The following is a 25,887-nucleotide window of genomic DNA, read 5'->3' as shown; positions in this document are numbered from 1 at the left end:
AGGATGTTTAAGTTTTATTGGCACCCAAGGAAATACTTTTATAAATGAAAAAATTAGTATTTACCGTTCTAGCAGTGGTGGCATTTAGTGGAGTTGCAATGTTAGGAACTCAAGAAGTGAAAGAAGAGGTGACAATAGATTTTGTTGCAGATAATTGTACCGATGTTTATCACGAAACTTATAAAGAATTCCAAGATTTAGGGTTAGAGTATAATGCTGCTAAAGAAGCCTTTGCTGCCTGTAAAGAAAGTAAGGTATTAAATTAGCTTAATAACCAGTTTTTACCAGGTTAATTTTTTTTATATGAAATATTTATATTTAGTTTTATTGTTAAATGGTTTGGCGGCAATTGCTCAAAATAACGTCCGAATTACATATTCAATTACACCTACAGGAGGATCATTAGAAAAAAATCAAGATGTAGTCAAGAGTAAAGTAGCTAATTCATTTGTTGGGATAGATGATGCACTAACAAGATTGAGTTACATGTTAATAGTAAAAGATCAAAAGTCTCATTTTTATCTAGAATCAATGTTAGATTTTAATGAAAAACCGGCTAGACTAGCGAGAGCTTTTGCTGGAAATGCTGAGTTTTTTAAAGATGAACAACGAAAAACGATCATTAAAAAAGTTGATTTTTCAAATGAAATTTTTTATGTTAAGCTTGACTCAGTAGCCCAATGGGAATTGCTAAATGAGCAAAAGATAATTAATGGATATACTTGTTTTAAAGCTACTAGAGAAAAGCTACTTAGATTGAAGCAAAGCAATCCACTTCATATTGTTGAAGCTTGGTACTGCCCTGCAATTCCTGTAAGAAACGGTCCGAAAGAATTTGGAGATTTACCAGGGTTAATTTTGGAGTTACAAGATGATAAAATTACATATTTGGCTTCAAAAATAGAACTAAATAATAATTTGAAAGTAACATTAAAGGAAGTGAACCATAAAATAATATCCGAAAATGAATTTTACAAAATAATTAAATTAACAGATGCTAATACGGCAGCTACTGTCAAATGATTTATTTCATTTGGTTGTCTATAAAAAAAATTAGTGTTTACCGCTCTAGCAGTGGTAGCGTTTAATGGAGTTGCAATGGCAAAAACGGAGGAAGTAAAAACCAACTCATTAAATGTAGAAAAAGTAGCGGAAAAAACTTGTGAAGAAAAAGCAGTTGATATTTATGAAGGAGTTATGGGTAGTGGGTCCGACAATTTGGCGTTACTGAATGATTTAATAGGTTTATGTCATTAAAATTATAAATAACGCTTCAAGACATCTTCTTGAAGCGTTTAAATTATTAAAACTATGAAATTTTTATGTCTATGTTTAATGTTAGTAACTACAGCCTACACACAATCATCGGGTAAAGTTAAATATAAGTTTTATGTGCCTTTAAAATTGGAAGGGAATCCATCTGAAAACACGAAACAGTTTGTTATAAAAATGGTTGATTACGCTAATAAACAGGAATTTGAACTAATTTTCAATAAATTACAATCGAAATTTTTATTGATTGAGACAATGAATTATAGTTCTGATTATGAACGGAAAATAAATAATATAGCCAGAACAGCATTTACTTCACCTGACACTTATACCAATCTTACCCAAAAAAGTCAAGTTTCATTATTGAGTGACGGAACGCTAATCGAGGGTAAAATGGAGAAAAATAATTGGGAAATAACTGGTGAATCTAAATATATAGGGAATTACTTGTGTTACAAAGCAATTTTAAAGATACCATATATTAGTAGAAAAGGAGATCCCAAAGTAAGAGAGGTAATTTCTTGGTTTGCCCCAAGTTTACCTTATTCTTATGGCCCAAAAAGTGCTTTTGGTTTGCCAGGACTTGTTTTAGAGTTTACAGAGGATGAGAAAACATTTATAGCTTCAAAAATAGAATTATTTGAAAAAGAAATCCAAATAGACTTTCCAAAAGGAAAAACAGTAACAAAAGAAGAATACGATAAAAAACTCGAATCTAGCATGGGATGCGTGTTAATAGGTAAAAAAAGAGAAATGGAGAAAGACAAACAATAAATTTGAATATAATTTTTACCTTGTTTTCAAGCTTCACTTTATGTTCAGAATGCTTTTTTTTTACAACCCTCTCCTTCTCTCAATCCCGCACTATTACCGGTGTGGTTGCTGACAATACGAATAAACCACTAGAATCGGATAATGTTATTGCAAGACACAATTATAATGAGGTAAAGTGTAAATTTGAACGAGTAAATCAGCAATTCTTGTAAAAAATATTTTGTTAATTTTTCGTTAAAAATTTAAGTAAGTTCTGTATATTCATTTTTTTTTCACTCATATTTGCCTTGGTTAACCATAAAAAAAGTATAAATTTAAACCAATTTAAAAATAAAAAAATTAGTATTTACCGCTCTAGCAGAGGTAGCGTTTAGTGGAATTGCAATGGCTAACGATTGCGTTCAGAAAAATGAAATTAATGATTTAAAAATAGAGAACATTGTTATTGATGATCCTTGCAAGGATGAACAAGATGCTGCTGTAAATGAGTGTTTGTCTAATGGTTGTAGTGAGAAGGAAGCATTTTATTTCGGAGCTGTAGCTTGGGGTAATTGTATGAAAGAATTGAGTATTCGTGCCTAAGGTAGTTTTCTGAGTAGTAAAACTAAAATTAGCTTTACGAAATCAAAGAATACGCTTTAGTAAAAGCTGAATAAATAACAAAATATAAGGCTGTTTCATCAAACTTGAGGCAGCCTTAATCATATCTATTAAAATTATGAAATTAATACAATTGTTTTTCTTTTTGATAAGCTTTAATTGCTTGAGTCAAATTAACAATGGGAAAATAGAATATGGGCTTCATATTTCTACATTTGAAGGACTTGAAAAAACAACAAGGATGAAAGTTGCTTATGTAAAAGCAATGGAGAACTCGCCATTTATAAATTTTGAATTGCTTTTTAATTCTAATGAATCTTTTTTTTATATCAAAGATGGTTTAGGTCTTGATGACCAAGGGTATTTATATGCCAAATTATTTTCGGGATATGAGGGAGTTATTTTCCAGAATGAGGAATTTTCGTATTCTGAAATTAAAGGCGAAATAGGTAACTTTCTTATCAAAAAGAACAAAAAAAAAGATTGGACTTTAGAGAATGAAACAAAAGAAATTAATGGATTTGTTTGTTTTAAAGCAACTGCTGTAAAAACAGTAATAAATAGTGCAGGTGTTTTTCATTTTCCAGTAATAGCGTGGTATTGTCCTCAAATTCCACTTTCTTACGGGCCAAATGGATATGGTGGATTGCCGGGTTTAATTTTAGAACTTCAAGTTAGAAATATTTTATTTGGAGTAAAAAAAATTGATTTAAAACCAAACAAAAATATACTCGTGCCGCAGCGTAAAGAATTTAAAGTAGTTTCCGAAAAGGAATACGAAGACATACTTCTAAAAAAATAGATCTAAAATTTAAGTACATTCCTTAAATACGTTTTTTTTCATATTTGCCTTGGTTAAGCAAAAAGAAATTATAAATTTAAACCAATTTATAAATGAAAAAATTAGTGTTTACCGCTCTAGTAGTGGTGGCATTTAGTAGAGTTGCAATGGTAGGAACTCAAGAAATTAAGGAAAAGTCATCAGTGGTTTTAAGTACTGTTTGTGATGCAATTGCCTATGATTCCTACTATATATGGTATGGACGAGGATGTAGTGATGAGGTTTCAAGAGAAAAAGCTAGAGCCGCTAAAGCAGATTGTTTAGTAACACCACAACCAGAACCCAAGAAATTATCAGAAGCGTAAAATGGTAATTGGCATCTAAATAATTTTAATATTTAGATGCCTTAATTAAATTTGATATGAACAACAAATTTTTAGTAACAGCGATTTGCTGTTTTTTCAGCCTTAATAGTAGCGCTCAGGTTATTAATGGCGTTTTGAATTACAAGCTTAAAGTGGGTGAAGACGACCTTTTTAATCAATTTGATAAGAAAACAAGAGACGATTATATTAATGATATTGAGAGTGAAATGTATACTCTTGAATTTAATACTATAAAATCTGTTTTTTATTGTGAGGGGGGTCTTTCAATTGATGGCAAAAATAAAAGTTTGAAATTATATTTTAGAGAAAAAGATAGCCTATATTCCTTAAGGCCGGAAAATGATCCTGATTTTGGTGAAATTATAATTGTAGAGAATAGAAATACTAAGTGGGATTTACTAAATGAATCTAAGACAATAGATGGCTACCTTTGCTATAAAGCTACTTCTACATTAGTTAGAAATAATGGTACTAAAGGAGTTTTTAAATTTCCAATAGTCGCATGGTATGCTCCTGCAATCCCTGTCCCTTTTGGACCTTTAGGTTATGGGAATTTACCAGGTTTAATTCTAGAGTTGCAAGAAAGGAACATATTATACGGCGTTTCTAAAATTGTATTAAATTTTAAAGATGAAAAAACCAAGACGAAATTGTTCAAGCCTCATATTGGTAGGAGAATATCAAGTGAGGAATTAAGTTCCAAGATTTCAGAGCTCTTTAAAAAATAATAATTTAAATTTTGGAAAATTATTATAATAAGCTTTTGTCATTAATTAAAGACAAACTTTATAACAAAAAATAAAGATAAAGCAGTTTTAAGTTTTGACTTCAATCATTCAAATGATAATAATAAATAAATTAAAAATTATACTGATGTGTATCGCTATTGCAGCAATGACTAATTCTTTTGGACAAACCGCTTCCGGTGTAGTAATTTATAAAATTCAAATAGTTAATAATAATGTAAATGTTAAAAATTCATCTGACAATGACTTAATTGAAGCCACATTGGAGTTTGCGAACAAACAAACTGCGACTTTAAATTTTAATAGTATACGATCTAGTTTTATTTTGAACCAATTTTTAATTTCTGAATCTGACAATACTGAGTTAAGAAGATGGGCCAGATCAATGGCTTTTATACAAACGGTATTAAATGATTATTTCTTTGATAAAAGCGCCAACACTTCTATAGAGCGTAAAGAGAAGGGACAGCTAGTTAACAAAACGAATAAAATATTAGACTGGGAAATAACAACGGAAAGTAAAATAATTGATGGCTATTTATGTTATAAAGCAATGTACTATGATAAATTTATTAATAGGAAAGGAGTTAATACAAGTGTTCCCATAGTAGCATGGTTTGCACCAAGTTTGCTTTACGGATATGGTCCTAAGTATTTTAACGGATTACCAGGCCTTATTTTAGAATTAAATGATCGTGAAACAACGTTTTATGCTACCTCAATAAGTATTTTAAATAATAAAGAATTGGTAATAGATTTTCCAACAGGGAAAACAACAAGCCAAGAGGATTACTTTAAAAAAGTACTATCATATTAAACAGTAATGCATAAACACTTTCTCTACTTTCTTCTTTTCACAACCCTCACCTTCTCTCAATCCCGCACTATAACCAGCGTGGTTGCTGACGATACCAATAAACCACTAATATCTGCAAATGTCATTGCAAAACTTAATTATAATCAAGTGACCAGTAAATTTAAACGACTATATTTGAAATTCTTGTAAAAAATAATCTGTTTATTTTTAGTTAAAAATTGAGGTAAATTCTGGATATTCATTTTTTTTCTTTTTCATATTTGCTTTGGTTAACTAAAAAAAAGTATAAATTTAAACCAATTTAAAAATAAAAAAATTAGTGTTTACCGCTCTAGCAGTAGTGGCATTTAGTAGAGTTGCAATGGCAAAAACTGGCAAAGTAAAAGTAAGTAAAAAGATTAAAACTAAAAAAGAAGTTGTCGTCGAAACAGATTGTAATTTAGCGCGATATGTAGCATATGTGGATGCTAGAAGTGTTGGTTTTACTCATGATCAGGCAATAAGTGCTTCTTATTCTGTTTATTTTATGTGTCTGGGATTACAGGAAGCTCATATATCACAATAAAGATAAAGCTTCGATTAGAATTAGAAAAACTCAAACACACCATTTTCAATGAATTTGGTGTGTTTTTAATATAACCACAAAATGAAAATATTTCTTATTATCCTAATCTTGTCAACGATGCTTGGATATGGTCAAGGTCAAAATGTTGTCATATCCTATGGATTACAAATAGAAAAAGAAAAAGGATTATTTGACAATAATGCTACGTTAAAAAGTTTTCTTGAAAAGTCAATTGTAGATGCAAAAAAACTAACGTTTCAATTAATCATAACTGAAAATGGTTCTAAATTTTATAGTGAAAAAATATTAGACAGTGATGATGCTATCACTTCACAAAGGTTCACGCTTGCAATGGCAAATTATGTTGGAATTGTATTTAGTTTGAAAGAAAAATTATTATTTCAAAAGGAAATGTTAGGAGAAAACATTTACGCAGAAGAAGCTTTGAAAAGTAACTGGATTTTAACAAGTGAGACCAAATTAATAGACAATTATTTATGCTATAAAGCGACCAATGTTTTTACGGTTCGTTATGAAACTAAAGTTTTCAACCATCCAGTAGTCGCATGGTATTGTCCAGCATTACCGTATCCTTATGGGCCTGTAGGTTATGGAAATTTGCCAGGATTAATTTTAGAACTTCAGGTAAGAAATGCGGTCTTTGGAGCTAAAAGTATTCAGCTAAATAGTAATCTTACTTTTGATATTAAATCGTTAGAGAAATTGAAAATTTTAAATGAGAAGCAGTTAGAAGTAGCCTATAATAAGCTAAATGGATTTTAAAAATCTTTTTTTGAATAGTATTAGTCTGAAATCAAAACAAACTATTTTTTTAGTAAAGTCTCTAATGGGTAATTAAAACAGTTATAATCTTTTCTCAAAATTATTGAATGAATACCTTTAAATATCTATTATTACTTTTTTCTTTTTTTTCATTCTCTCAATCCCGCACTATTATCGGCGTTGTTGCAGACGATAACAATAAACCACTAGAATCTGCAAATGTCATTGCAAAACCCTTGCAGGAAAAAGCAAGCCTTAAGTTTGCTATTGCTGATAACAAAGGGCGCTACCGCTTAGAACTCGAAAAGGAAGTCAAATATGAAATCACGGTTTCGTATATTGGTTTTGTAGAGGAAGTATTTATCCTTGAGGCTGATGCAGCTATTGCCACGCATGATTTTAAACTGAAACCTACTGGAGAACAACTCAAGGAAATTGTAATTAAGCACGAGTTCAAGCCTATTATGATCAAGAAAGACACCATGACGTTTGACGTGAAAAGTTTTGCTAATGGCAACGAACGCAAAATGAAAGAAATCCTCGAAAAACTCCCTGGTGTTGAGGTCGATAAAAACGGAGGTGTAACCGTGCAAGGCAAAAAAGTCACCAAAATGCTCGTAGAAGGCAAATCCTTTTTTGGTGGTGGCTCTAAATTGGCTGTAGAAAATATTCCTGCGGATGCATTAGATAAAATTGAAGTCATTGACCACTTCAACGAAGTAGGATTTATGAAACAGGTTTCGGATAGCGATGAACTGGCAATAAACGTAAAACTTAAAGCCGATAAAAAGAAATTTGTTTTTGGTGATGTCGAAGCCGGTGCCGAAGTCGGGAATGCGGACAATGGTTTTTATCTAGGACATGCCGCTTTGTTTTATTACAGTCCAAAATCAAATGTGAGTTTCATAGGCGACTTGAATAACATTGGTAAACGCACCTTTACTTTTGATGATTTAATGCGTTTTGGTGGCGGCATGAGTACGTTTCTTTCTGGCCGAAAATCATTGACTAATTTGTATTCTTTTGCTAATGACAATCAAGATGTGGTTCAGAATACCTCACAATTTGGCGCGGTCAATTTTAGTCACGATACTTCTTCTAAGCTTTCTATATCTGGTTTTTCTATTTTTTCAAAGGTATTGACGGCTTCTCAAACCGAAAGCAACATTGAATACTTGCAAAACACCGCTTTTGCTTTTGAGAATAAATTACAAAATGGCGATAACCGCTCCGTGCTTGGAATTGGTAATATAAAACTAGATTATTCACCAAACGCGAAAGAGAAATGGTATTACAACGGACAATACCAGTCGAGCACGAATGCGATGTCCAACACCATCAACTCGATAACGAAGCTTAATTCCAGTGTTTTTGAAACCATCAACAAAGCTGATAATACTGCGATAAAACAATACGTCGAGTGGCACAAAAGCTATAGTTTAGCACATACCACCACAGTAGTAGTCAACCAAGCGTATGATTACAACACCCCACAAACCAATTGGTTTACGGATCAGCCGTTTTTAGATGGCTTGATTCCATTGCAAGATGATACGTCATACCGCATAGCGCAAATTAAAAAGGTAAAAACCAATAGTGTAGACGCGTTGTTCAAGCATTATTGGATTATCGATAATTTCAATCATTTGTATACCAATGTGGGAAACAATTATGGGGCTTCTCGTTTTGAAACTTCGGAGAAACAGCTACTGACAAATGGAACAATAAATGATTTTGCTTTGAACGGTTTTGGGAATGCTGTAAAATACCAGTTGAACGATGCCTACGTTGGACTCGAATACAAATTTAGAATAGGAAAATGGACTAATAAACCGGGATTGTATTTGCATTGGTATCATTTAATTACGCAACAAAATTCAGGAAATCAGTCGCTAGCTAAAACGCTTTTTCAACCGCAATGGAACAGTGATTATGAGTTTAACAAATCAGAAACCTTAAATTTTACTTACAAATTAGAAAATGGTTTTCCGCAAGTATCGCAATTGGCGGATCAATTTACGCTGCAAAATTACAATTTAGTGTACAAAGGAAATGCGTTGTTACAAAACGAGCGCTACCATTCCGCAAACCTGCGCTATTCAAAAATGAATTTGTACCGTGGCGTTACTTGGAACGCAATGGCTAGTGTAAACAAAAAAGTACAAACAATTCGAGACGAAATTCAGCTGGATGGCATTAACCAGTTCAACACGCCTATTTTGAGCGACAATCCAGAAACGAATTACAATGTAAATGGCGCGTTTACAAAAAAAATATACCGTTTTAGTTTGCGATTCAATACCAGTTTAAGTTGGTTTAATTATTTTCAAACTTTAAACAACACGGAAACTTTAAACAATAGGAAGAATCAAAGAATTGGGATTTTACTAAAAACAGCACATAAAAAATGGCCGGGTTTTAGTGTTGGATATACGAAAGGTTTCAGTCAGTTTTTAGGATTAACAAGATCTAATTTTCAGACAGATGCCGTTACATCCGACTTTGATATCAATTTCTCCAAATTTTGGACCTATAAATTGAGTTACGAAAATCTAAAAAATACCAATAACAACAATCAAAGTAATTTTTATGATATAGCAAATACTTCCTTGCGCTATCAAAAGAAAAACAGCCCTTTTGGTTTTGAAGTTTTAGTGAATAATCTTTTCGACAACAAAGTCAAAAATGATTACTCCTTCTCGGATTATTTAATTAGTGAGCGAACCACTTTTGTATTGCCAAGGGTATTCTTGTTGTCAGTGAGTTATAAGTTGTAATAAACTTAAACAGCTAAAAACAAGAGTATTACTTCTTGAAGTATAAAAACAAACACGTTAATTTTTTGTTAATAAATAAGTAAATACGTAAGGAGTATTTTTCTTTTTTTAATTTTCATGAAGACTAACCATAGCACTATTTAAAAATTTCAAACCAGCAGTAAGAATGAAAAATTTCAAGCAGACCTTCATCATTATTTTGTTTTTTATTGGCCTCGCTGGTCATTCACAAATAGCAGTCACTGGGTTTTCTAACTATGTTGTAGGAATGAATACCAGTAAAAATAAAACTATAAACTTCGAGTTAAAAGTTTTTGCTTATAATTACTTCGATTCCTTGCCTATAGAAACAAACGTATTTTATAATTTTGAAACTAAAGAGTATCACCGTTTTTCGATTGGTTTAGGTGTGAATTTGAGTCCTTTTAGGGGTTTTGATGAAATAAATTCTTTTGTAATTCCTGCATCTTTAGAGATTTTTCCAATCAAGGATTTTAAAAAAATAGCACTAGTTTTAGAACTTACACCTGAATTTAGAATTGAGGATAATGCAGTCCTCAGAGGTCTTATTGGTGTTCGGTATTCCTTTGATAAAAAATAAAGTGGTAGACAATAAAAACAAGTTTATTATAAAAAATTTGTGGTTGAAACGCGTGAGGGATAGCAGCAATCCGCCGCAGCGGAGCGAATAGCCCGACAGCAAAAAACAAATGGGGCCAATGACAAATGCGATGAGTAGCCCCTTTTGTTTTTTGCTGTCACGCCCAAAAGATTAATTATATACCCTAAGTACATCTCCGTTGACCTGCACCCGATATTGTTTCATTGGATATTGTAAAGTTCCCTGCCCGGTAAATAAATTGTATTCCTCATTGTCACAAGTGCAAACTGCTTTAATTCCTTTTATGGTCATGGTCGAACAGGGGCTTAAAACTTGATTGGGACAAGCCGCGTCAAAAGCATTATAACCGCTCCCAGTATTAAAAACAATAACGCCTCGTATTCCAAGTCCAGGAATAATAACCGAGTTACTTACAAACTTAAGATTGGAATAGGAAGGCAACTTCATATTGATATCCATAGTAAAACTATAATTAGGTAGATATGGATTTGTATTGTTAAAACCAGAATCACTACACGAAAAAAGTAACGGGATAATTAATAAAAAGAAGGAATATTTTTTCATTTTAAAATAGTGTCAAAGTATTAGTGAAACAAATTTAATTTATTTAACTTTGAATTATATATGATTAACATATTTTTATAGACAAAAAAACAATAGTAGTATCTTAGTGGAAATAAATCCCGTCCTGATGGGATTTTTTCTATTTATATAAATGAGGAAGTTATGAGTACAGTATCGTATTACACCGCAGAAGGGTTAAAGAAATTAAGAGAAGAATTAGATTATTTAAAAAGCGTCATGCGCCCAAAAGCATCAGCGGATATAGCCGAAGCAAGAGATAAAGGCGATCTTTCAGAAAATGCCGAGTACGATGCAGCCAAAGAAGCGCAAGGAATGCTGGAAATGCGTATTGCTAAACTAGAAGAAGTACATTCGAACGCTCGATTAATTGATGAAACACATTTGGATGTTTCTAAAGTGTTGGTTTTGTCCAATGTGAAAATCAAAAACCAGACCAATGGAGTGGAAATGAAATATACCTTGGTAGCGGAAAGTGAAGCCGATTTAAAAACCGGAAAAATTTCTGTAACCTCGCCAATTGGTAAAGGATTATTGGGAAAATCAGTGGGTGAATTTGCGGAGATTACAGTTCCAAATGGGGTTTTAAAATTCGAAATTTTAGAAATCACAAGAGATTAATTTTTTTAAGTCTAGCGGGTTACTCTTTTAATATTTTAAACAAAAAACCACGGTAACAAATCAACTATGTCAATATTTACTAAAATAGTTAACGGAGAAATCCCTTGTTATAAAATTGCCGAAGACTCAAATTTCTTGGCTTTTTTAGATGTTAATCCAAATGCAAAAGGACACACACTTTGTATTCCAAAACAGGAAATCAATAAGATTTTTGAAATGGAAGAGGACTTGTATATCGGGCTGATGCAGTTTTCTAAAAAAATTGCGGTTGCACTAGAGAAAACGATTCCTTGCAAACGAATTGGTATGGCGGTTGTTGGACTTGAAGTGCCACATGCACACGTTCACTTGATTCCTTTGAATGAAATGGATGAAATGCGTTTTCAAAATAAAGTATCCATGTCGAAAGATGAATTTGAAGCTTTAGCAATAAAAATACAATCGAATTTATAATAGTTGCACAAATAGAATAAATTGGTATGGTTTTCGTTTAAAAGGGAATAGGTGAAAACGTATTCCCTTTTACTTTGAGCTATACTACAATATGAAAAATAATTTTATACTTTTCTCCCTATTTATTACACTTTTAAGTTTTGGGCAAGGTAGTACAGATTATACGCTAGTCGACGCTAAAATGGCCATTATCCCTTCAAATCAAACTACTTCTACAACAGCAATTGCCGCATATATCAATACTAATTTCAAAACAGAGACGGATAAAATTCGAGCCGCTTTTTACTGGACGGCATCAAATATTAGATATGATGTAACTACTAGATATGCAGTTAATTTTAGTGAAACAGCACAAGATAAAATTACTAGAACTTTAAAAACAAGAAAAGGAGTTTGCAGTCATTATGCTGCCGTTTTTAAGGAACTGTCTGATAAAATTGGAATTGAGTCCTATATTATTCAAGGCTATAATAAGCAAAATGGTACAGTAGGAAAATTGGCACACGCTTGGAATGCTGCAAAAATAGATACTAAATGGTATCTGTTTGATCCAACTTGGGGATCGGGATACGTTCACAATGGGCAATTTAGTAAAAAACTAAATAATGTTTATTTTAAGGCGGATCCAGCTAAAATAATTGCTTCACATATTCCATTTGATTATTTGTGGCAATTTCTATACTATCCCATTACTAATAGTGAATTTTACGCAGGGAAAGTCCAGATAAATACATCCAAAAAGTACTTTGATTTTGAGCGAGAAATCAGCAAATACAATGCTATGTCCGAAACCGATCAGTTGTATGCAGCAGCAGAAAGAATAGAAAAAAACGGATTAAAAAACGCTTTGGTACTAGAACGTTACGATTTTAAAAAGAAAAAATTAGAGTACTTGCGAAGAAACGCTAATATCGAGAAATTAAACGCTATTGTGAACGAAATGAACCTTGCAGTTATCTTACTGAATGATTTTGTTCATTACCGAAACAATCAGTTCAAACCCACTTTTTCAGACGATGAAATTAGCAAGATGATCCAGACGCCGCAGGAAAAACTAGCTAAATGCCAAGACGCAATTTATGCAGTGGGTCCAGTAGGAAGTGAGAGTTCAGCTTATGTGGCTTCAGTCAAAAAGTCCCTTAGTAAAGCTTTGGCGCAAGCCAATGAACATGCTTCATTTGTACAAAACTATTTGAGCAAGTCTAAAAGTAGTAGAAAAACAATGTTTTCTAAATTCTCCCAGCTTAGAGTTTCGTCACATTAGAAGACTTTTTTTAAACTTACTTGCATCGTTGTTCCTTTTCCAATTTCGGAATGTAAGACTTTAATGGTTCCTTTGTGGTATTCTTCCACAATTCTTTTGGTTAGAGAAAGTCCTAATCCCCAGCCCCTTTTTTTGGTGGTAAAACCAGGTTCAAATATGCTTTTGAATTGTTTTTTCTGAATTCCGCTGCCGGTGTCGGAGATATTTATTTTTACAAAGTCCCCTTCCTGCTCAATTTGTAAAGCTAATTTCCCTTTTCCTTTCATCGCATCGATAGCATTTTTTACTAAATTTTCGATTGTCCAGCTGTGTAGCGTGGGGTTCAATAAAACCATAATGCGCGATTCTGGCGCTTTAAATGAAAACTCAATTTGCTTGGAAAATCGGGATTGTAAGTAGTCGTAGGATTGCTGTGTTTCGGCTACGATGTCTTTATTTTCTAATTTGGGTTCAGATCCTATTTTCGAGAAACGATCGGTAATGGTTTGCAAGCGTTCAATGTCTTTTTCAATTTCAAAGGTGGTACTTTCCTCTACGTTTTCCGATTTTAAGAGTTCAACCCAACCTATCAAAGACGAAAGCGGAGTGCCAATTTGATGTGCCGTTTCTTTGGCCATACCAGCCCAAAGTTTGTTTTGTGTGGCCATTTTGGTACTTCGATAAAAATTATAAACCAAACTTCCAAATAAGACAATAATGAGTACTAAGGCAACAGGATAATATTTTAATTTATTCAGTAAAGCGGAATTACCATAGTATAAATTTTGAAATTTTCCTGGGACATATTCAATGACAATGGGCTCATTTTCATTTTTTAAGGCTTGTAAAAAAGCAATTGCTTTTAGCTTGTTTTCTACGACAGCTTCATCAATATTGACGGTGTTTATTATGCTGTCATTTTCGGTGAGTACAATGGGGATAGAAGTATTGTTGCTAAAAATCTGAAGAGGAAGTTCGACTTCTGTATTTTCGTCCGCGTTAATTAGTGTTTTTTGGGCTTGTGCCCAAAGGTTCATTTTTAAGCGTTCTTCGTTTTTAAAAATTTGAAAAAAAGTATACGTGTTCCAAAGTATTAAGGAGATGATGAGAAATGAGGCGAAAATGATAATCCAACGGGTTGTATTTCTTCTTTCAGAAAACAGCATAAATAGATTTTTGAGGTATAAATATAATGAAATTAATACGGAAGTATTTTAGTTTCAATCAAAGAATTTATTTTTGAAAAAGCTAAAACCTAATTTCATTCTATTTCTACATTACTGCTTCTAAAACTTAATTCATTTGTCTACTTTTGTATCTCTAAGAAATAAATAAAAAGTATGATTACTATTGATCCTAAAAGTATTGAAACGGCAAAGTTACAAGGGTATTTGCAAAGTTCTGTAGGGCCTAGGCCTATTGCTTTTGCCAGCACTATGGATGTTGATGGGAATCCAAACCTATCGCCTTTCAGTTTCTTCAATGTGTTCAGTGCTAATCCGCCCATTCTTATATTTTCGCCAGCAAGACGGGTGCGTGATAATTCGGTAAAACATACCTTAATGAATGTCGAAGCAACCCGAGAAGTAGTGATTAACGTGGTGAATTATGATATGGTGCAGCAAACTTCGCTAGCGAGTACGGAGTATGCGGTTGGGATCGATGAATTTGTGAAATCAGGTTTGACGCCAATAGCTTCTGAAGTGGTGAAGCCTTTTAGAGTAAAGGAATCGCCTGTTCAATTTGAATGCAAAGTCACTCAGATTATCCCCTTAGGTACAGAAGGTGGGGCAGGAAATTTAGTGCTTTGTGAAGTAGTGCGCATTCACATTGATGAATCCGTTTTAGACGAAAATGGAGCCATTGATCAATATAAAATAGATCTAGTCTCCAGATTAGGCGGAAATTGGTATTCCAGATCCAACCAAGGACTTTTTGAAGTGCCAAAACCATTGTCAACTTTAGGAATTGGGGTAGATGCTATTCCAACTTTTATAAAGGAAAGCCCTGTTTTTAATGGAAATGATTTAGGGATGTTGGGAAATATAGAAGCCTTGCCTACAATGGAAGAAGTTAGTATATTTGTAAAACAGAATTTTGCTGTAAAAGGCGTTTTAAGTGCTGATGATCAGCAAAAAGTACACTTAGAAGCTAAAAAATATCTGGATGACGAGGATGTTTTGTCTGCTTGGAAAGTGCTTTTGGCAAAAAAATAAGAATATAAATAACATTAAAAATAACGAAGATGGAAGTTACAGGAAAAATTAAAATGCTTGGGGATGCAAAAAATGTGGGAAGCGGAAGTTTCTTGAAAAGAGAATTAGTTGTAACCACGGAAGAACAATATCCACAACATATTTTAGTAGAATTTGTACAAGATAAATGTGATTTATTGAATAGTTTTAAAGTGGGTGAAGCCGTAAAAGTTGCTATCAATTTAAGAGGACGCGAATGGGTTGATCCCCAAGGAGTGACTAAATATTTTAATGCAATTCAAGGATGGAGAGTAGAACGAGTAGCGGCTGAAGCAACTGCGTCACAAATGCCTCCAATGCCTGCTGCCGAAGCTTTTGCACCCGCAACAAACCTAAACGAAGAAGAAGCTGACGATTTACCATTCTAAGAGGTAAAAAAGTTAGCATTTATAAGTCAGAAGTTTAAGTTTTACTTGAATTTCTGACTTTTTTATTTTTTGAAATTGCCATTTATTTTTGAAATTGAAATATGTATTATTTATCTGCAGATTTGTTATTTCCTTCTGTTGACCAAGCTAATCGCGATGGTATTTTAGCGATTGGAGGTAATTTATCTCCGGAACGATTACTACTTGCCTACAAAAGCGGAATCTTTCCTTGGTTTGAAAATGGTGAACCCATTATGTGGTGGGCACCAAATCCCAGAATGGTTTTATTTCTAGATGAAATGATTATTTCTAAAAGTATGCGAAACATTTTGAATCGGAATAGTTTCAAAGTTACTTTCAACCAAAATTTTAGAGAAGTGATTTCGAACTGTCAAAACATAAAACGAGACGGTCAAAACGGGACTTGGATTACTAACGACATGATTGAAGCGTATTGCAAACTTAATGAAAGTGGAATTGCCAAATCGGTTGAAGTTTGGCAAAATGAGGAATTGGTCGGTGGATTATACGGAATTGATTTGGGACACGTCTTTTGTGGTGAAAGTATGTTCTCTTTAGTGTCAAATGCTTCAAAAGTTGCCTTCATTGCTTTGGTCAACCAATTAAAAAAAGAAAAGTACAGTCTGTTGGATTGCCAAGTTTATAATCCGCATCTCGAAAGTTTAGGTTGTCGAGAAATAGCACGAGTCGATTTTATGGAAATATTGAAAAGGGAATAATATTTAAAATTTTAACTTCTTAAAACTCCAGTCTAAAGTATTAAAAAGTATTAATTCATTTTTTAGTGTTGTTAAATCCATAATCAGTTTCAAAGTTTCATGTGCCATCATAGTGCCAATAATTCCAGGAAGTGTACCCATTACACCATTAAAGTTGCAATTAGGTACGTCTTTTGGATTTGGTGGCTCTGGAAATAAGTCACGAAGATTTTTATTTCCATTGTGATTAAAAACAGCCATCTGACCCTCAAATTTTAAGATACTGCCATATATTAGTGATTTTCCTAAAGCTACGCAAGTATCATTTACAAGATAACGGGTTTCAAAATTATCACAACCATCAACAATTACATCAAAATCCTTGATGATTCGGCTGGCATTTTCAATTGTTAATTTTTCTTCAAAAGCGATGATCTCAATCAGTGGATTTAAAGTTTCTAAAACTGATTTTGCCCTCAGCGCTTTAGATTGCCCAACATGTTGTTCTGTATACAAAATTTGGCGGTGTAAATTATGTAATTCGATTTTGTCAAAATCAACGATTCCAATAATCCCAACCCCAGCCGTTGCGATATATTGTAAAATTGGGCACCCTAATCCGCCAGCGCCAATTACTAAAACGCTACTTTTTTTGAGTTTTTCTTGACCCAAATCACCTATTTCTGGCAACATCATTTGTCTATTGTACCTTAAAAAATCTTGTATAACACTCATTCTTTCTACTATCAAAAAATCTATTTATATCTTTTTTCTTCTTTAAAAATCAAAAACTAGCAATCTTAAATAAACTATCTAAAATTATTTAAAGCTTTTGTCCCAATCTTTCCAAACAGGTTCATATCCGCTGTTGGAGATGACTTGGGCAATCTCGGCAGCAGGTCGTTCGTCGCTAATCTCAAATTGCTCCAATGACTGCGGATCAACGACATAACCACCGGGATTAGTTTTTGAACCGGCACTCATGCTTGTAATACCAATTGGAATAATATTATCACGAAATTTTTCATTCTCCCTAGTTGATATGGAGATTTCTAAATCTTCATTCCACAAGCGATAGGCGCAAATCAATTGTGTTAAATCTTTATCATCCATGATAAAGTTGGGTTCAATAACCCCTTCGGCTGGTCGTAATCTGGGGAAAGAAACGGTATATTTAGTTTGCCAATACGTTTTTTGTAGATAATCTAGATGTAAGGCATTGAAAAAGCTATCTGTACGCCAATCCTCCAATCCTAACAAAACGCCCAAACCTATTTTATGAATACCTGCAGTGCCTATTCGGTCTGGTGTTTCTAGACGAAAATCAAAATTAGATTTCTTTCCTTTAGTATGGTACTTTTTATACACTTCTTGATGATACGTTTCTTGATATACCAAAACGGAATAAACCCCAGCTGCATGCAATTGCTCATATTCTTCCGTTGAAAGAGGCTGTACTTCTACTGAAATGATAGAAAAATCATTTTGTATTTGTGCAATTGCTTTTAGAAAATAATGAATATTTACCGTGTAATTTGCTTCACCTGTTACCAATAAAACATGATCAAAACCAGCGCTTTTTAAAGCTTCGACTTCCAATGTTATTTCGGCCTCGTTGAGGGTTTTTCGCTTGATTTTGTTATCTAAACTAAAGCCACAGTACGTACAAATATTCTGGCATTCGTTACTCAAATACAAAGGCGCATAAATTTGAATCGTTTTGCCAAAGCGTTTTTTTGTTAATTCGTGGCACTCTTGAGCCATTGCTTCCAAATAATTCTGTGCAACAGGTGAAATCAAAGCCAAAAAATCGTCAAGATTTCGTTTTTTCTTTGCTAGTGCTCGTTCCACATCTTGTGCTGTGGTTTGGTATATTTTGGTTTTGATCGCATCCCAATCGTAATTTTCAAAAACCGATTTAAAAGTGTTCATGTTTTTAATTATTTAAAATTATTTAGGCGTGACAGCTGTTTTGAAAATCCGGTTCGTTCCTCTCCGTATTTTCAAAACAGCCGTCGGGCTATTCGTTTCAATCTTTTTTTGTACCGTTTAAAAAAACCGGTACAAAAAAAGGATTTTCACTGCTATCCCTCACGCAAAACGCGGGAAAAACGCATTCTTATTAAGTTTATATCATTGCATTTTACCTTTGTCAAAGTTTTGAACTTTGACAAAAGCTGCTGTAAAACGACCTTTTATTGTAATCCTATTTATTCGTTTAATATAATTTCAATTCATTTTTTTATGCGTTTTTGTCTCCCTTTTCTTTACAGAGGGCTAGGAGAGGATCAATCATATAAAAATGCTGTCAACGGACTCGAAGCCACCGCGCGATTATATTGTTGTCCAAGTTTGGCTTCGAATGCTTTGCGTCCTGCAATAACGGCTTCTCTAAAAGCTTCTGCCATCAGTTTTGGATTTCCTGCAATAGCTATAGCGGTATTTACTAAAACAGCATCCGCACCCAGTTCCATTGCTTTTACCGCATCAGAAGGCGCCCCAATTCCGGCGTCGATAATCACAGGAACTTTACTTTGTTCAATTATGATTTCTAAAAAATCGATTGTTTTCAGTCCTTTGTTACTACCAATAGGCGAGCCCAAAGGCATAACTGCCGACGTGCCGACATCTTCTAATCGCTTGCACAAAACAGGGTCAGCATGAACATAAGGTAAGATGATAAATCCTAATTTGGCCAATGCTTCTGTTGCTTTTAAGGTTTCTATAGCATCAGGCATTAAATATTTTGGGTCAGGATGAATTTCGAGTTTGAGCCAATTAGTTTCCAACGCTTCGCGAGCTAATTGCGCTGCAAAAATAGCTTCTTTAGCATTTCGAGCACCTGAGGTATTGGGCAATAAATTAATGTGTGGATGTTTAAGATGTGATAAAATGGCATCCGTTTCGGTTTCTAAATCGATACGTTTTAGCGCAACAGTTATTAATTCGCTTCCTGATGCTAGAATGGCTTCTTCCATCTGTCGATTCGAACCAAATTTCCCTGTGCCTAAAAACAAGCGTGACTCAAAGATTTTATCTCCTATTTTAAATGGTAACATATAATTGTTTGTTAAGTTGAGTGATCAATTGCGATAGATTTTCATTTTGTGTAATCAATCCAGAAACGGCTATGCCATGAATTCCAGTTTGCATCAGACCTTCAACATGTTCCAGTGTAATTCCTCCAATGGCATAAATGGGAATTTGGATGTTTTTTATCTTCATTTGTTCGATAATAGAATCATAGCCTTCCAATCCTAAAATTGGACTTAAATTTTGTTTGGTTGCCGTAAATTGAAACGGACCCAAACCAATATAATCGCAGTTTTCAGCAGTTCTTTGCAGTACATCTTCCCATGTATTTGCAGTGCCGCCTATGATTTTTGTGGTTCCTAAAATGAGTCTTGCTTCATGGATGCTCCTATCACTCAAACCTAAATGGACCCCATCAGCATCCAATAGCTTTGCAAAATGCACATTGTCATTGATGATAAAAGTGGCTAAATATTCTTTGCACAATTTTTTTACGGCTTCTGCCAAAGTGAAAGCTTCAAATTTATTTTGATTTTTGAATCGCAATTGAATCCAATCGCAACCATTGTCCAGCGCTTTGTGGATGTTATACAATTGTTCTTCCATTGTATTTCCCTGTGAAATATATTGTAACTTGTTATACATGATGGTATCCTAATTTAGTTTTGTTGGATTGCAAGAAGGTTTCTATATATATTTTAGCAGTACTGCAAGCTGTTTTCAGGTCTTGTTCTAAAGCTAAATTGGCAGTTATAGCGGCTGATAATACGCAGCCTGAGCCATGCTTTTCGGAAACCAAAGTTTCTTTTGGCAACAGCTGGAAAACGTCATTTTCCATGTATAAATAATCAATACCTATTTCGTCTGAATTATGACCCCCTTTGACTAAAACAGCGCAGAATTTCGAGAGGGTTATTGCAATTGTTCGGGCATTAATTTCTTCCGAGGACAGTTGTAAAATCTCATTGTAATTGGGAGTTATCAAATCAATTTTTTCTAATATTTCAATCAAAACAGTTTGGTTTTCGATGGTTGTAAAACGGAATTCTGTGGTAGATTTCAAAACCGTATCCCAAACTATTTTTGTTTTTGGCGAAAGCCTTTTTATAGCAAAAACAATTTCTTTTAAATAATCCAAGGAAGGAATAATTCCAATTTTTACTGCTTTGATACTGTAACTTTTGAATAACACTTTTATGGAACGCAAAACAAAATCCAAGTCAGTCCATTGTATTTCGAAGAATTCATTTTCGGTTTGAATCGTATTGCCTGTATTGATGGCAAAACCAGTCACGCTATGCTGCTCGAATGTTTTTACATCCGCTAAAACACCTGCGCCTCCCGAAGGATCAAAGCCAGCAATGGTTAATACGAATGGACGATTTGTTGACATGTTTTAAAATTTTCTATTGGGTTGTTTTGATTCCAAATTGTTCCTAAAAGCGCTGCATCATCAAAGCCAGCTTGTATTGTTTTTTTGATATTGCTAGCTTCCATTCCACCTAGTCCAATTATTTTAGTCTTGAAGTTGGTTCTCTTTTTTATTTTCTCGAATAAATCGCGTTTTGGAGCATAATCGACTTTTGAAATAGAGGAATACACGGGACTTAAAAAAGCATAATCAAAATTGGAATCTAAATCATTGAAATCCTCGATACAATGTGTCGAAGTCGATAAAATGAAATCCAATTCTTTATAGCTTTTTAATTTAGATTCATTTATGGTGGTGCGATTACTTTCTGTAAAATGAATGCGATGAATTCCAAGGGATTTCGCCAAATGATGGTGGCTGTGTAAAACCAGATGTTCTCTATATTCCAGTCCAATTGCAAGTACAATAGCATGCAATTCTTCTATTGAAAAGTCAGGTTTTCGGACATGAAATACTTCCATTCCTTCCTGAAAAAGAGAATGGATTATTGCTATTTCATTTTGAATTGCTATTGGACTGGATATAATTATCATGTTTTTGAATTTCTTGCAAGATCTATTTGGACCTTGTACCTATTGAGCTAATGATTTAAAAAATCGAAAAGGTTTTGAAAGCCTTGCAGGAGTATTAACTATAAATCTCGTTTCCTTGTTCGATAAACTCTTCTGATTTTTCTTTCATGCCTTTTTCGGCTTCGGCAACATCACGAATTTCTTGCGATATTTTCATCGAGCAGAATTTGGGTCCGCACATCGAACAAAAATGAGCCACTTTGGCACCTGCAGCAGGTAAGGTTTCATCGTGGAATTCTCTAGCTGTATCTGGATCTAAAGACAAGTTGAATTGATCTTCCCAACGAAATTCAAATCGTGCTTTGCTTAGTGCGTTGTCACGGTATTGTGATCCAGGATGACCTTTGGCTAAATCAGCTGCATGTGCCGAAATTTTATATGTGATAACGCCATCTTTAACGTCTTTTTTGTTGGGCAAACCAAGGTGTTCTTTTGGCGTAACATAGCACAACATAGCACAGCCGTACCAACCAATCATTGCCGCTCCAATGGCAGAAGTAATGTGGTCGTAACCGGGTGCAATATCCGTTGTTAATGGGCCTAAAGTATAAAAAGGGGCTTCGTCACAATGTTCTAATTGTTTGTCCATATTTTCTTTAATCATGTGCATGGGTACGTGACCTGGGCCTTCAATAAACACTTGAACATCATGTTTCCAAGCAATTTTTGTGAGTTCTCCAAGTGTTTCCAATTCGGCAAATTGGGCGGCATCATTTGCATCTGCAATAGAACCCGGACGCAAACCGTCTCCTAATGAAAAGGCCACGTCGTACAGTTTCATTATTTCGCAAATTTCTTCGAAATGGGTGTAAAGAAAGTTTTCTTTATGGTGAAACAAACACCATTTTGCCATGATCGAACCACCGCGGGAAACAATTCCAGTTACGCGATTGGCTGTTAAATGAATGTAACGCAATAAAACACCAGCATGGATGGTGAAATAGGAAACCCCTTGTTCCGCTTGTTCAATTAAGGTGTCGCGGTATACTTCCCAAGTTAAATCTTCGGCAATACCATTTACCTTTTCTAAAGCTTGGTAAAGAGGTACAGTTCCGATAGGCACAGGAGAATTGCGGATAATCCACTCTCTGGTTTCGTGTATGTTTTTCCCCGTTGATAAGTCCATAATCGTGTCTGCTCCCCAACGACAAGCCCAAACTGCTTTTTCTACCTCTTCTTCTATAGTTGAAGCTACAGCGCTATTGCCAATATTTGCATTAATTTTCACTAAGAAATTACGTCCCACAATCATGGGTTCACTTTCTGGGTGGTTGATGTTGTTTGGAATAATGGCTCGGCCTCTGGCTACTTCGCTACGAACAAATTCCGGTGTGATTTTCCCCACCCCAGCCCTCCCCGAAGGAGAGGGAGTGTTTGCGCCCCAACTATTTCCTTCGTGTTGCTGTTGCATGGCTTTGGTTTGTTCTTCCAATAATTCTAAGCGCTGATTTTCACGAATAGCAATATACTCCATTTCAGGGGTTATGATTCCCTGTTTCGCGTAATACAATTGAGATACATTTGCTCCTTTTTTGGCACGCATGGGTTTGTGTAAATATTCAAAACGCAATTCGTTTAGTTTTTCGTCATGGAGGCGCTGTTTCCCATATTCTGAAGAGATTTCAAATAGTTCTTCCACATCATTGCGATCTAAAATCCATTGTTCCCGAATGCGAGGCAATCCTTTTCGGATATCGATTTCAATATTTGGATCTGTGAATGCTCCTGAAGTATCGTAAACTGTGATTGGAGGATTTTTTTCTATTCGCCCGTTTGATAATTGTGTATCTGCCAAGGCAATTTCGCGCATTGCCACTTTTATGGAATGAATGGTTCCATCTACGTAAATTTTTGTAGAATTAGGGAAAGGAGTGCTGGATATTTTTTCTTCGTTGTTCATTTATGGGTGTCTTAAAGGTGTAAAGTCAAAAGTTTTAATGATTGTTGTTTAGCAGTTTTTAGCTCAAGGAGATTTTGGAATTGAAGCATATTTTTTTTCTTATTTTTAAAATCGTATTTAGTCTCCTTTATAAAATAATTTGATCGTATTCCAAATTCTGCTAGGGATAGTAATGGAAAGCCCGTAAAGTTGAAAGCCAAATAAAACAAGGGTTAGTGAAGCGACCGAAAGGAAGCTTAGACTAAGACTATGTTTTATAGGGTTGCAACTGCGGACTTGAAATGGATAGCCCGCCCGAGCAGCCTAATTATCCTCCCTGAGTGGCAGAGATGATAAGTATGTCATCGGTTTCTTGTATAGAATGAGAGTTCCAGTCTGATTTTGGAATAACGAAGTTGTTAATTGCTATGGCGATTCCGTTTTGTTTTATGGGAATTTCCAAGTCAAGGAGTGCCTGAACAGTAAGACTGTCAGTTGCAAATTGTTTCGTTTGATTGTTGATTTTGAGTTCCATTCCTTTTGGTTTTAGTATACAGTTATACTTTAGGAATGGCTACAATTACGCATAAAAATGCGTGAAGAAGTCATCTTACTTTTCCCTACGCTAGTATGAACTAGATCAGGTTCAGAGGGTAATTCTCAGCCTACAATGTTGTAGACACCCCTAAAGTGTGGGGCAAATGTAGGGAAGTTTTATATATAAGTTTACTATTTAACGTTTTAAATTCATAACTCCTACTTCGGGGGTTGGGAGGCTTTCCAGCAATTTTCCACATGATCATTAACGATTCCTGTGGCTTGCAGATAGGCATAAACGACCGTAGAACCTACAAATTTGAATCCTCGTTTTTTTAAATCTTTGCTGATCATGTCAGAAAGTAGAGTAGTGGCGGGAACTTCTTTAAAGGATTTTCGGTTGTTTATAACGGGTTTTCCATCAACGAAATTCCAAATATAATTGGAAAAACTCTCAAATTCCTCTTGGATTTTTATAAAAGCTTGGGCATTGGTAACAGCCGAATATACTTTGAGTTTGTTGCGAATAATACCAGCATCTTGCAATAAATCGAGGATTTTATCATCGTTGTATTGAGCAATTTTTTCGTAATCAAAGTGGTCAAATGCTTTTCTAAAATTTCCTCTCTTATTCAAAATGGTAATCCAACTTAGTCCTGCCTGAAACGTTTCTAAAATTAAAAACTCGAATAAAGTAGCGTCATCATACGCGGGAACGCCCCATTCTTCGTCATGGTATTTTTTGTATAAATCACTCGAAGTGCACCAACCACATCGTATTTTCTCGTCCATAGTTATTCTTTTTCTGAGGCCAAATAGTTTTTTATAATGTAGTGACCTAAATAAATTAAAGGAGTTAGGAGAATTGCAATACCGAGTTTAAAGGTATAACCCGTCAATGCGGAAGTGAGGAACGTATCAAAATTTATTTTTCCTGGTAAATAAAAGGCAATCCCCAAAACAATAAAAGAATCAAATAGTTGAGAAATAATAGTTGATCCCGTTGCTCTGAGCCAAATTTTCTTATTTCCTGTCCTATTCTTGAAAAACCAAAAAACAGATACATCAATCAATTGCGACACTAAAAAAGCGATAATACTTCCCACGATGATCCACATGCTCTGACCAAAAACTGCAGTAAATTGTACGTCATTTACAGGGCTGATTCCTTTGGCTGCGGGAATACTTATAGCCAAAAGTAAAATTAGGAAGGAATAGGCAATTAATCCAGCTGTAATTAAGGATAGTTTTTTAACACCCTTTTCGCCAAAATACTCATTAATTAAATCTGTGGTTAAAAAAACGATAGGCCAAGGCAAAATCCCAATGCTCATTACAAACGGACCAATTTGAATTAATTTTCCGCCAATCAATTCGGCCGTTACAGCATTGGTAATAAAAATCCCCGCTAAAATTACAAATACGAGTTCTTTTTTGGTTTTAAACATAAATAAAAATTAAAAGTCAAATTTAGTGTTTTAATCTTTTTTAAGATTATCCAAGTTCCAAATTTTTTCAGCAGTGGTAGGGTGTAATTGCTAACCCTATTTAAGAACGGTTTAATACAAAAGTAACTTATGCTTATGAAAGTTTGGGAAGCCTAGTGTATATAATATTGTAAGAATAATTTTGTGTTTTATTATATATTTGTAGTAAAATAATTAGGATATACTGTTTTTTTTTTTTTTTTGATTTGCACTCGGACGTCCTAAACCACTTACTAAAAAGTTTAGTAAGACACTAATCAAATTATTTTAAATTACGAAAAAATTAATTTTTATTGCAATCGCAATGATTGCTTTTTCTGTAACTTCGTTTGCAGCCGAGAAGGGAGCAAATAAAGCAGAAGTTGGAAATTACCCTTTTTTGAAATCACAAGTTAATCAAGACTTAGTTGGAACTTGTTATGTAACTATTAGTGCGTACGATGAAGAAGGCAATAAAGTTAAAACTTGGGTTTTACAATTTAATAATGTAGAATCCGCAGCAGACTGTAATCAAATTGGTGGTATGGTTGAAAAAGCCTTGACTAGTTTATAATTTTTAAGAGTTCAGGTTATTAACTTGAAC

General features: G+C 34.2%; 32 protein-coding genes and 1 riboswitch. Of the genes, 20 read left to right on the top strand and 12 right to left on the bottom strand.

Translation table 11 applies throughout. The annotated features are described in order from the left end of the window. Positions 1 to 44: 44 nt before the first annotated feature. From BUA03_RS14510 to BUA03_RS14450, 13 genes are all read left to right on the top strand, one after another. Positions 45 to 266, top strand: a complete 222-nt coding sequence (locus BUA03_RS14510) for a hypothetical protein (RefSeq protein WP_066080631.1) — start codon at positions 45 to 47, stop codon at positions 264 to 266. Positions 267 to 303: 37 nt separating this feature from the next. Further along, positions 304 to 1,023: a GLPGLI family protein gene (locus BUA03_RS14505; protein ID WP_066080628.1), complete on the top strand. Its 720-nt coding sequence runs from the start codon at positions 304 to 306 to the stop codon at positions 1,021 to 1,023. A 33-nt stretch (positions 1,024 to 1,056) separates the two neighbouring features. Then, a complete protein-coding gene (locus BUA03_RS14500; RefSeq protein ID WP_066080623.1) occupies positions 1,057 to 1,257 on the top strand; it encodes a hypothetical protein in 201 nt (66 codons plus the stop codon). Positions 1,258 to 1,311: 54 nt separating this feature from the next. Beyond that, positions 1,312 to 2,046: a GLPGLI family protein gene (locus tag BUA03_RS14495; protein ID WP_082854333.1), complete on the top strand. Its 735-nt coding sequence runs from the start codon at positions 1,312 to 1,314 to the stop codon at positions 2,044 to 2,046. A gap of 384 nt (positions 2,047 to 2,430) precedes the next feature. Then, entirely contained in the window at positions 2,431 to 2,628 is a 198-nt protein-coding gene (locus BUA03_RS14490; RefSeq protein WP_066080618.1) for a hypothetical protein, read from the top strand. 136 nt (positions 2,629 to 2,764) lie between these two features. Further along, positions 2,765 to 3,448 carry a GLPGLI family protein gene (locus tag BUA03_RS14485; protein WP_066080615.1) on the top strand — a complete coding sequence of 228 codons (684 nt, stop codon included), beginning with the start codon at positions 2,765 to 2,767 and terminating at the stop codon, positions 3,446 to 3,448. Positions 3,449 to 3,552: 104 nt separating this feature from the next. Beyond that, on the top strand, positions 3,553 to 3,792 hold the full coding sequence (locus BUA03_RS14480; RefSeq protein ID WP_139255679.1) for a hypothetical protein: 240 nt from the start codon (positions 3,553 to 3,555) through the stop codon (positions 3,790 to 3,792). A 56-nt stretch (positions 3,793 to 3,848) separates the two neighbouring features. Then, positions 3,849 to 4,541 (top strand): GLPGLI family protein, encoded by a 693-nt coding sequence (locus BUA03_RS14475; protein ID WP_066080609.1) that lies wholly within the window; start codon positions 3,849 to 3,851, stop codon positions 4,539 to 4,541. Positions 4,542 to 4,653: 112 nt separating this feature from the next. Continuing rightward, a complete protein-coding gene (locus tag BUA03_RS14470; protein ID WP_066080606.1) occupies positions 4,654 to 5,376 on the top strand; it encodes a GLPGLI family protein in 723 nt (240 codons plus the stop codon). Positions 5,377 to 5,695: 319 nt separating this feature from the next. Beyond that, a complete protein-coding gene (locus tag BUA03_RS14465; protein ID WP_066080603.1) occupies positions 5,696 to 5,941 on the top strand; it encodes a hypothetical protein in 246 nt (81 codons plus the stop codon). Positions 5,942 to 6,022: 81 nt separating this feature from the next. Next, positions 6,023 to 6,724, top strand: coding sequence for a GLPGLI family protein (locus BUA03_RS14460; protein WP_066080598.1), 702 nt, complete (start codon positions 6,023 to 6,025; stop codon positions 6,722 to 6,724). Between the two features lie 107 nt (positions 6,725 to 6,831). Beyond that, a complete protein-coding gene (locus tag BUA03_RS14455; protein WP_066080595.1) occupies positions 6,832 to 9,501 on the top strand; it encodes a TonB-dependent receptor in 2,670 nt (889 codons plus the stop codon). Between the two features lie 166 nt (positions 9,502 to 9,667). After that, positions 9,668 to 10,102 carry a hypothetical protein gene (locus tag BUA03_RS14450; RefSeq protein WP_066080591.1) on the top strand — a complete coding sequence of 145 codons (435 nt, stop codon included), beginning with the start codon at positions 9,668 to 9,670 and terminating at the stop codon, positions 10,100 to 10,102. Positions 10,103 to 10,273: 171 nt separating this feature from the next. Here BUA03_RS14450 and BUA03_RS14445 read toward each other — a convergent pair whose 3' ends face one another. After that, positions 10,274 to 10,687, bottom strand: coding sequence for a Rieske (2Fe-2S) protein (locus tag BUA03_RS14445; RefSeq protein ID WP_066080588.1), 414 nt, complete (start codon positions 10,685 to 10,687; stop codon positions 10,274 to 10,276). Between the two features lie 162 nt (positions 10,688 to 10,849). Here BUA03_RS14445 and greA point away from each other — a divergent pair, with 162 nt between their 5' ends. The 3 genes from greA to BUA03_RS14430 all read left to right on the top strand — a co-directional run bounded on the left by greA (position 10,850) and on the right by BUA03_RS14430 (position 13,043). Then, positions 10,850 to 11,326, top strand: coding sequence for a transcription elongation factor GreA (greA, locus tag BUA03_RS14440; protein ID WP_066080585.1), 477 nt, complete (start codon positions 10,850 to 10,852; stop codon positions 11,324 to 11,326). A gap of 66 nt (positions 11,327 to 11,392) precedes the next feature. Continuing rightward, positions 11,393 to 11,779 (top strand): HIT family protein, encoded by a 387-nt coding sequence (locus BUA03_RS14435; RefSeq protein ID WP_066080583.1) that lies wholly within the window; start codon positions 11,393 to 11,395, stop codon positions 11,777 to 11,779. A 91-nt stretch (positions 11,780 to 11,870) separates the two neighbouring features. After that, the gene (locus tag BUA03_RS14430) at positions 11,871 to 13,043 is read left to right on the top strand and encodes a transglutaminase domain-containing protein (RefSeq protein WP_066080580.1); all 1,173 of its coding nucleotides are present in this window, start codon (positions 11,871 to 11,873) and stop codon (positions 13,041 to 13,043) included. Here BUA03_RS14430 and BUA03_RS14425 read toward each other — a convergent pair. Continuing rightward, the gene (locus BUA03_RS14425) at positions 13,040 to 14,188 is read right to left on the bottom strand and encodes a sensor histidine kinase (RefSeq protein WP_066080577.1); all 1,149 of its coding nucleotides are present in this window, start codon (positions 14,186 to 14,188) and stop codon (positions 13,040 to 13,042) included. The genes BUA03_RS14430 and BUA03_RS14425 overlap by 4 nt on opposite strands. A 174-nt stretch (positions 14,189 to 14,362) precedes the next feature. Between BUA03_RS14425 and BUA03_RS14420 the strand changes: the two genes are divergently transcribed. The 3 genes from BUA03_RS14420 (at position 14,363) to aat (ending at position 16,385) form a co-directional block, all read left to right on the top strand. Further along, the gene (locus BUA03_RS14420; RefSeq protein ID WP_066080576.1) at positions 14,363 to 15,238 is read left to right on the top strand and encodes a flavin reductase family protein; all 876 of its coding nucleotides are present in this window, start codon (positions 14,363 to 14,365) and stop codon (positions 15,236 to 15,238) included. A 29-nt stretch (positions 15,239 to 15,267) separates the two neighbouring features. Next, on the top strand, positions 15,268 to 15,645 hold the full coding sequence (locus tag BUA03_RS14415; RefSeq protein ID WP_066080573.1) for a DUF3127 domain-containing protein: 378 nt from the start codon (positions 15,268 to 15,270) through the stop codon (positions 15,643 to 15,645). 101 nt (positions 15,646 to 15,746) lie between these two features. Continuing rightward, positions 15,747 to 16,385, top strand: a complete 639-nt coding sequence (aat, locus tag BUA03_RS14410; RefSeq protein WP_066080570.1) for a leucyl/phenylalanyl-tRNA--protein transferase — start codon at positions 15,747 to 15,749, stop codon at positions 16,383 to 16,385. Between the two features lie 3 nt (positions 16,386 to 16,388). Here the strand turns inward: aat and BUA03_RS14405 are convergent, their stop codons facing one another. From BUA03_RS14405 to BUA03_RS14360, 10 genes are all read right to left on the bottom strand, one after another. Beyond that, positions 16,389 to 17,099 (bottom strand): HesA/MoeB/ThiF family protein, encoded by a 711-nt coding sequence (locus tag BUA03_RS14405; RefSeq protein WP_066080565.1) that lies wholly within the window; start codon positions 17,097 to 17,099, stop codon positions 16,389 to 16,391. Positions 17,100 to 17,183: 84 nt separating this feature from the next. Next, a complete protein-coding gene (gene thiH / locus BUA03_RS14400) occupies positions 17,184 to 18,296 on the bottom strand; it encodes a 2-iminoacetate synthase ThiH (RefSeq protein ID WP_066080561.1) in 1,113 nt (370 codons plus the stop codon). A gap of 356 nt (positions 18,297 to 18,652) precedes the next feature. Then, on the bottom strand, positions 18,653 to 19,423 hold the full coding sequence (locus BUA03_RS14395) for a thiazole synthase (protein ID WP_066080559.1): 771 nt from the start codon (positions 19,421 to 19,423) through the stop codon (positions 18,653 to 18,655). Next, positions 19,410 to 20,042 (bottom strand): thiamine phosphate synthase, encoded by a 633-nt coding sequence (locus tag BUA03_RS14390; RefSeq protein ID WP_066080556.1) that lies wholly within the window; start codon positions 20,040 to 20,042, stop codon positions 19,410 to 19,412. The genes BUA03_RS14395 and BUA03_RS14390 overlap by 14 nt, the downstream gene beginning before the upstream one ends. Continuing rightward, a complete protein-coding gene (locus BUA03_RS14385) occupies positions 20,035 to 20,790 on the bottom strand; it encodes a hydroxymethylpyrimidine/phosphomethylpyrimidine kinase (protein ID WP_066080553.1) in 756 nt (251 codons plus the stop codon). Before BUA03_RS14385 ends, BUA03_RS14390 begins: the two co-directional genes overlap by 8 nt. Continuing rightward, positions 20,763 to 21,362, bottom strand: coding sequence for a thiamine phosphate synthase (locus BUA03_RS14380; protein ID WP_066080549.1), 600 nt, complete (start codon positions 21,360 to 21,362; stop codon positions 20,763 to 20,765). The genes BUA03_RS14385 and BUA03_RS14380 overlap by 28 nt, the downstream gene beginning before the upstream one ends. Positions 21,363 to 21,456: 94 nt before the next feature. Then, a complete protein-coding gene (gene thiC, locus BUA03_RS14375; protein WP_066080543.1) occupies positions 21,457 to 23,301 on the bottom strand; it encodes a phosphomethylpyrimidine synthase ThiC in 1,845 nt (614 codons plus the stop codon). A gap of 307 nt (positions 23,302 to 23,608) precedes the next feature. Continuing rightward, the gene (gene thiS / locus BUA03_RS14370; protein WP_066080541.1) at positions 23,609 to 23,815 is read right to left on the bottom strand and encodes a sulfur carrier protein ThiS; all 207 of its coding nucleotides are present in this window, start codon (positions 23,813 to 23,815) and stop codon (positions 23,609 to 23,611) included. A 65-nt stretch (positions 23,816 to 23,880) separates the two neighbouring features. Then, a riboswitch (TPP riboswitch) is annotated at positions 23,881 to 23,977 on the bottom strand. Between the two features lie 59 nt (positions 23,978 to 24,036). Further along, positions 24,037 to 24,609 carry a DNA-3-methyladenine glycosylase I gene (locus BUA03_RS14365; protein ID WP_066080539.1) on the bottom strand — a complete coding sequence of 191 codons (573 nt, stop codon included), beginning with the start codon at positions 24,607 to 24,609 and terminating at the stop codon, positions 24,037 to 24,039. 2 nt (positions 24,610 to 24,611) lie between these two features. Continuing rightward, positions 24,612 to 25,265, bottom strand: a complete 654-nt coding sequence (locus BUA03_RS14360; protein WP_066080536.1) for a queuosine precursor transporter — start codon at positions 25,263 to 25,265, stop codon at positions 24,612 to 24,614. A gap of 343 nt (positions 25,266 to 25,608) precedes the next feature. Between BUA03_RS14360 and BUA03_RS14355 the strand changes: the two genes are divergently transcribed. Continuing rightward, a complete protein-coding gene (locus BUA03_RS14355) occupies positions 25,609 to 25,857 on the top strand; it encodes a hypothetical protein (RefSeq protein WP_066080533.1) in 249 nt (82 codons plus the stop codon). Positions 25,858 to 25,887 lie beyond the last annotated feature (30 nt).

The organism is Flavobacterium fryxellicola (assembly GCF_900143245.1).
GTDB lineage: Bacteria > Bacteroidota > Bacteroidia > Flavobacteriales > Flavobacteriaceae > Flavobacterium > Flavobacterium fryxellicola.
Note: the sequence above shows the minus strand (reverse complement) of the source record. Positions and strands in the feature narration are given on the sequence as shown.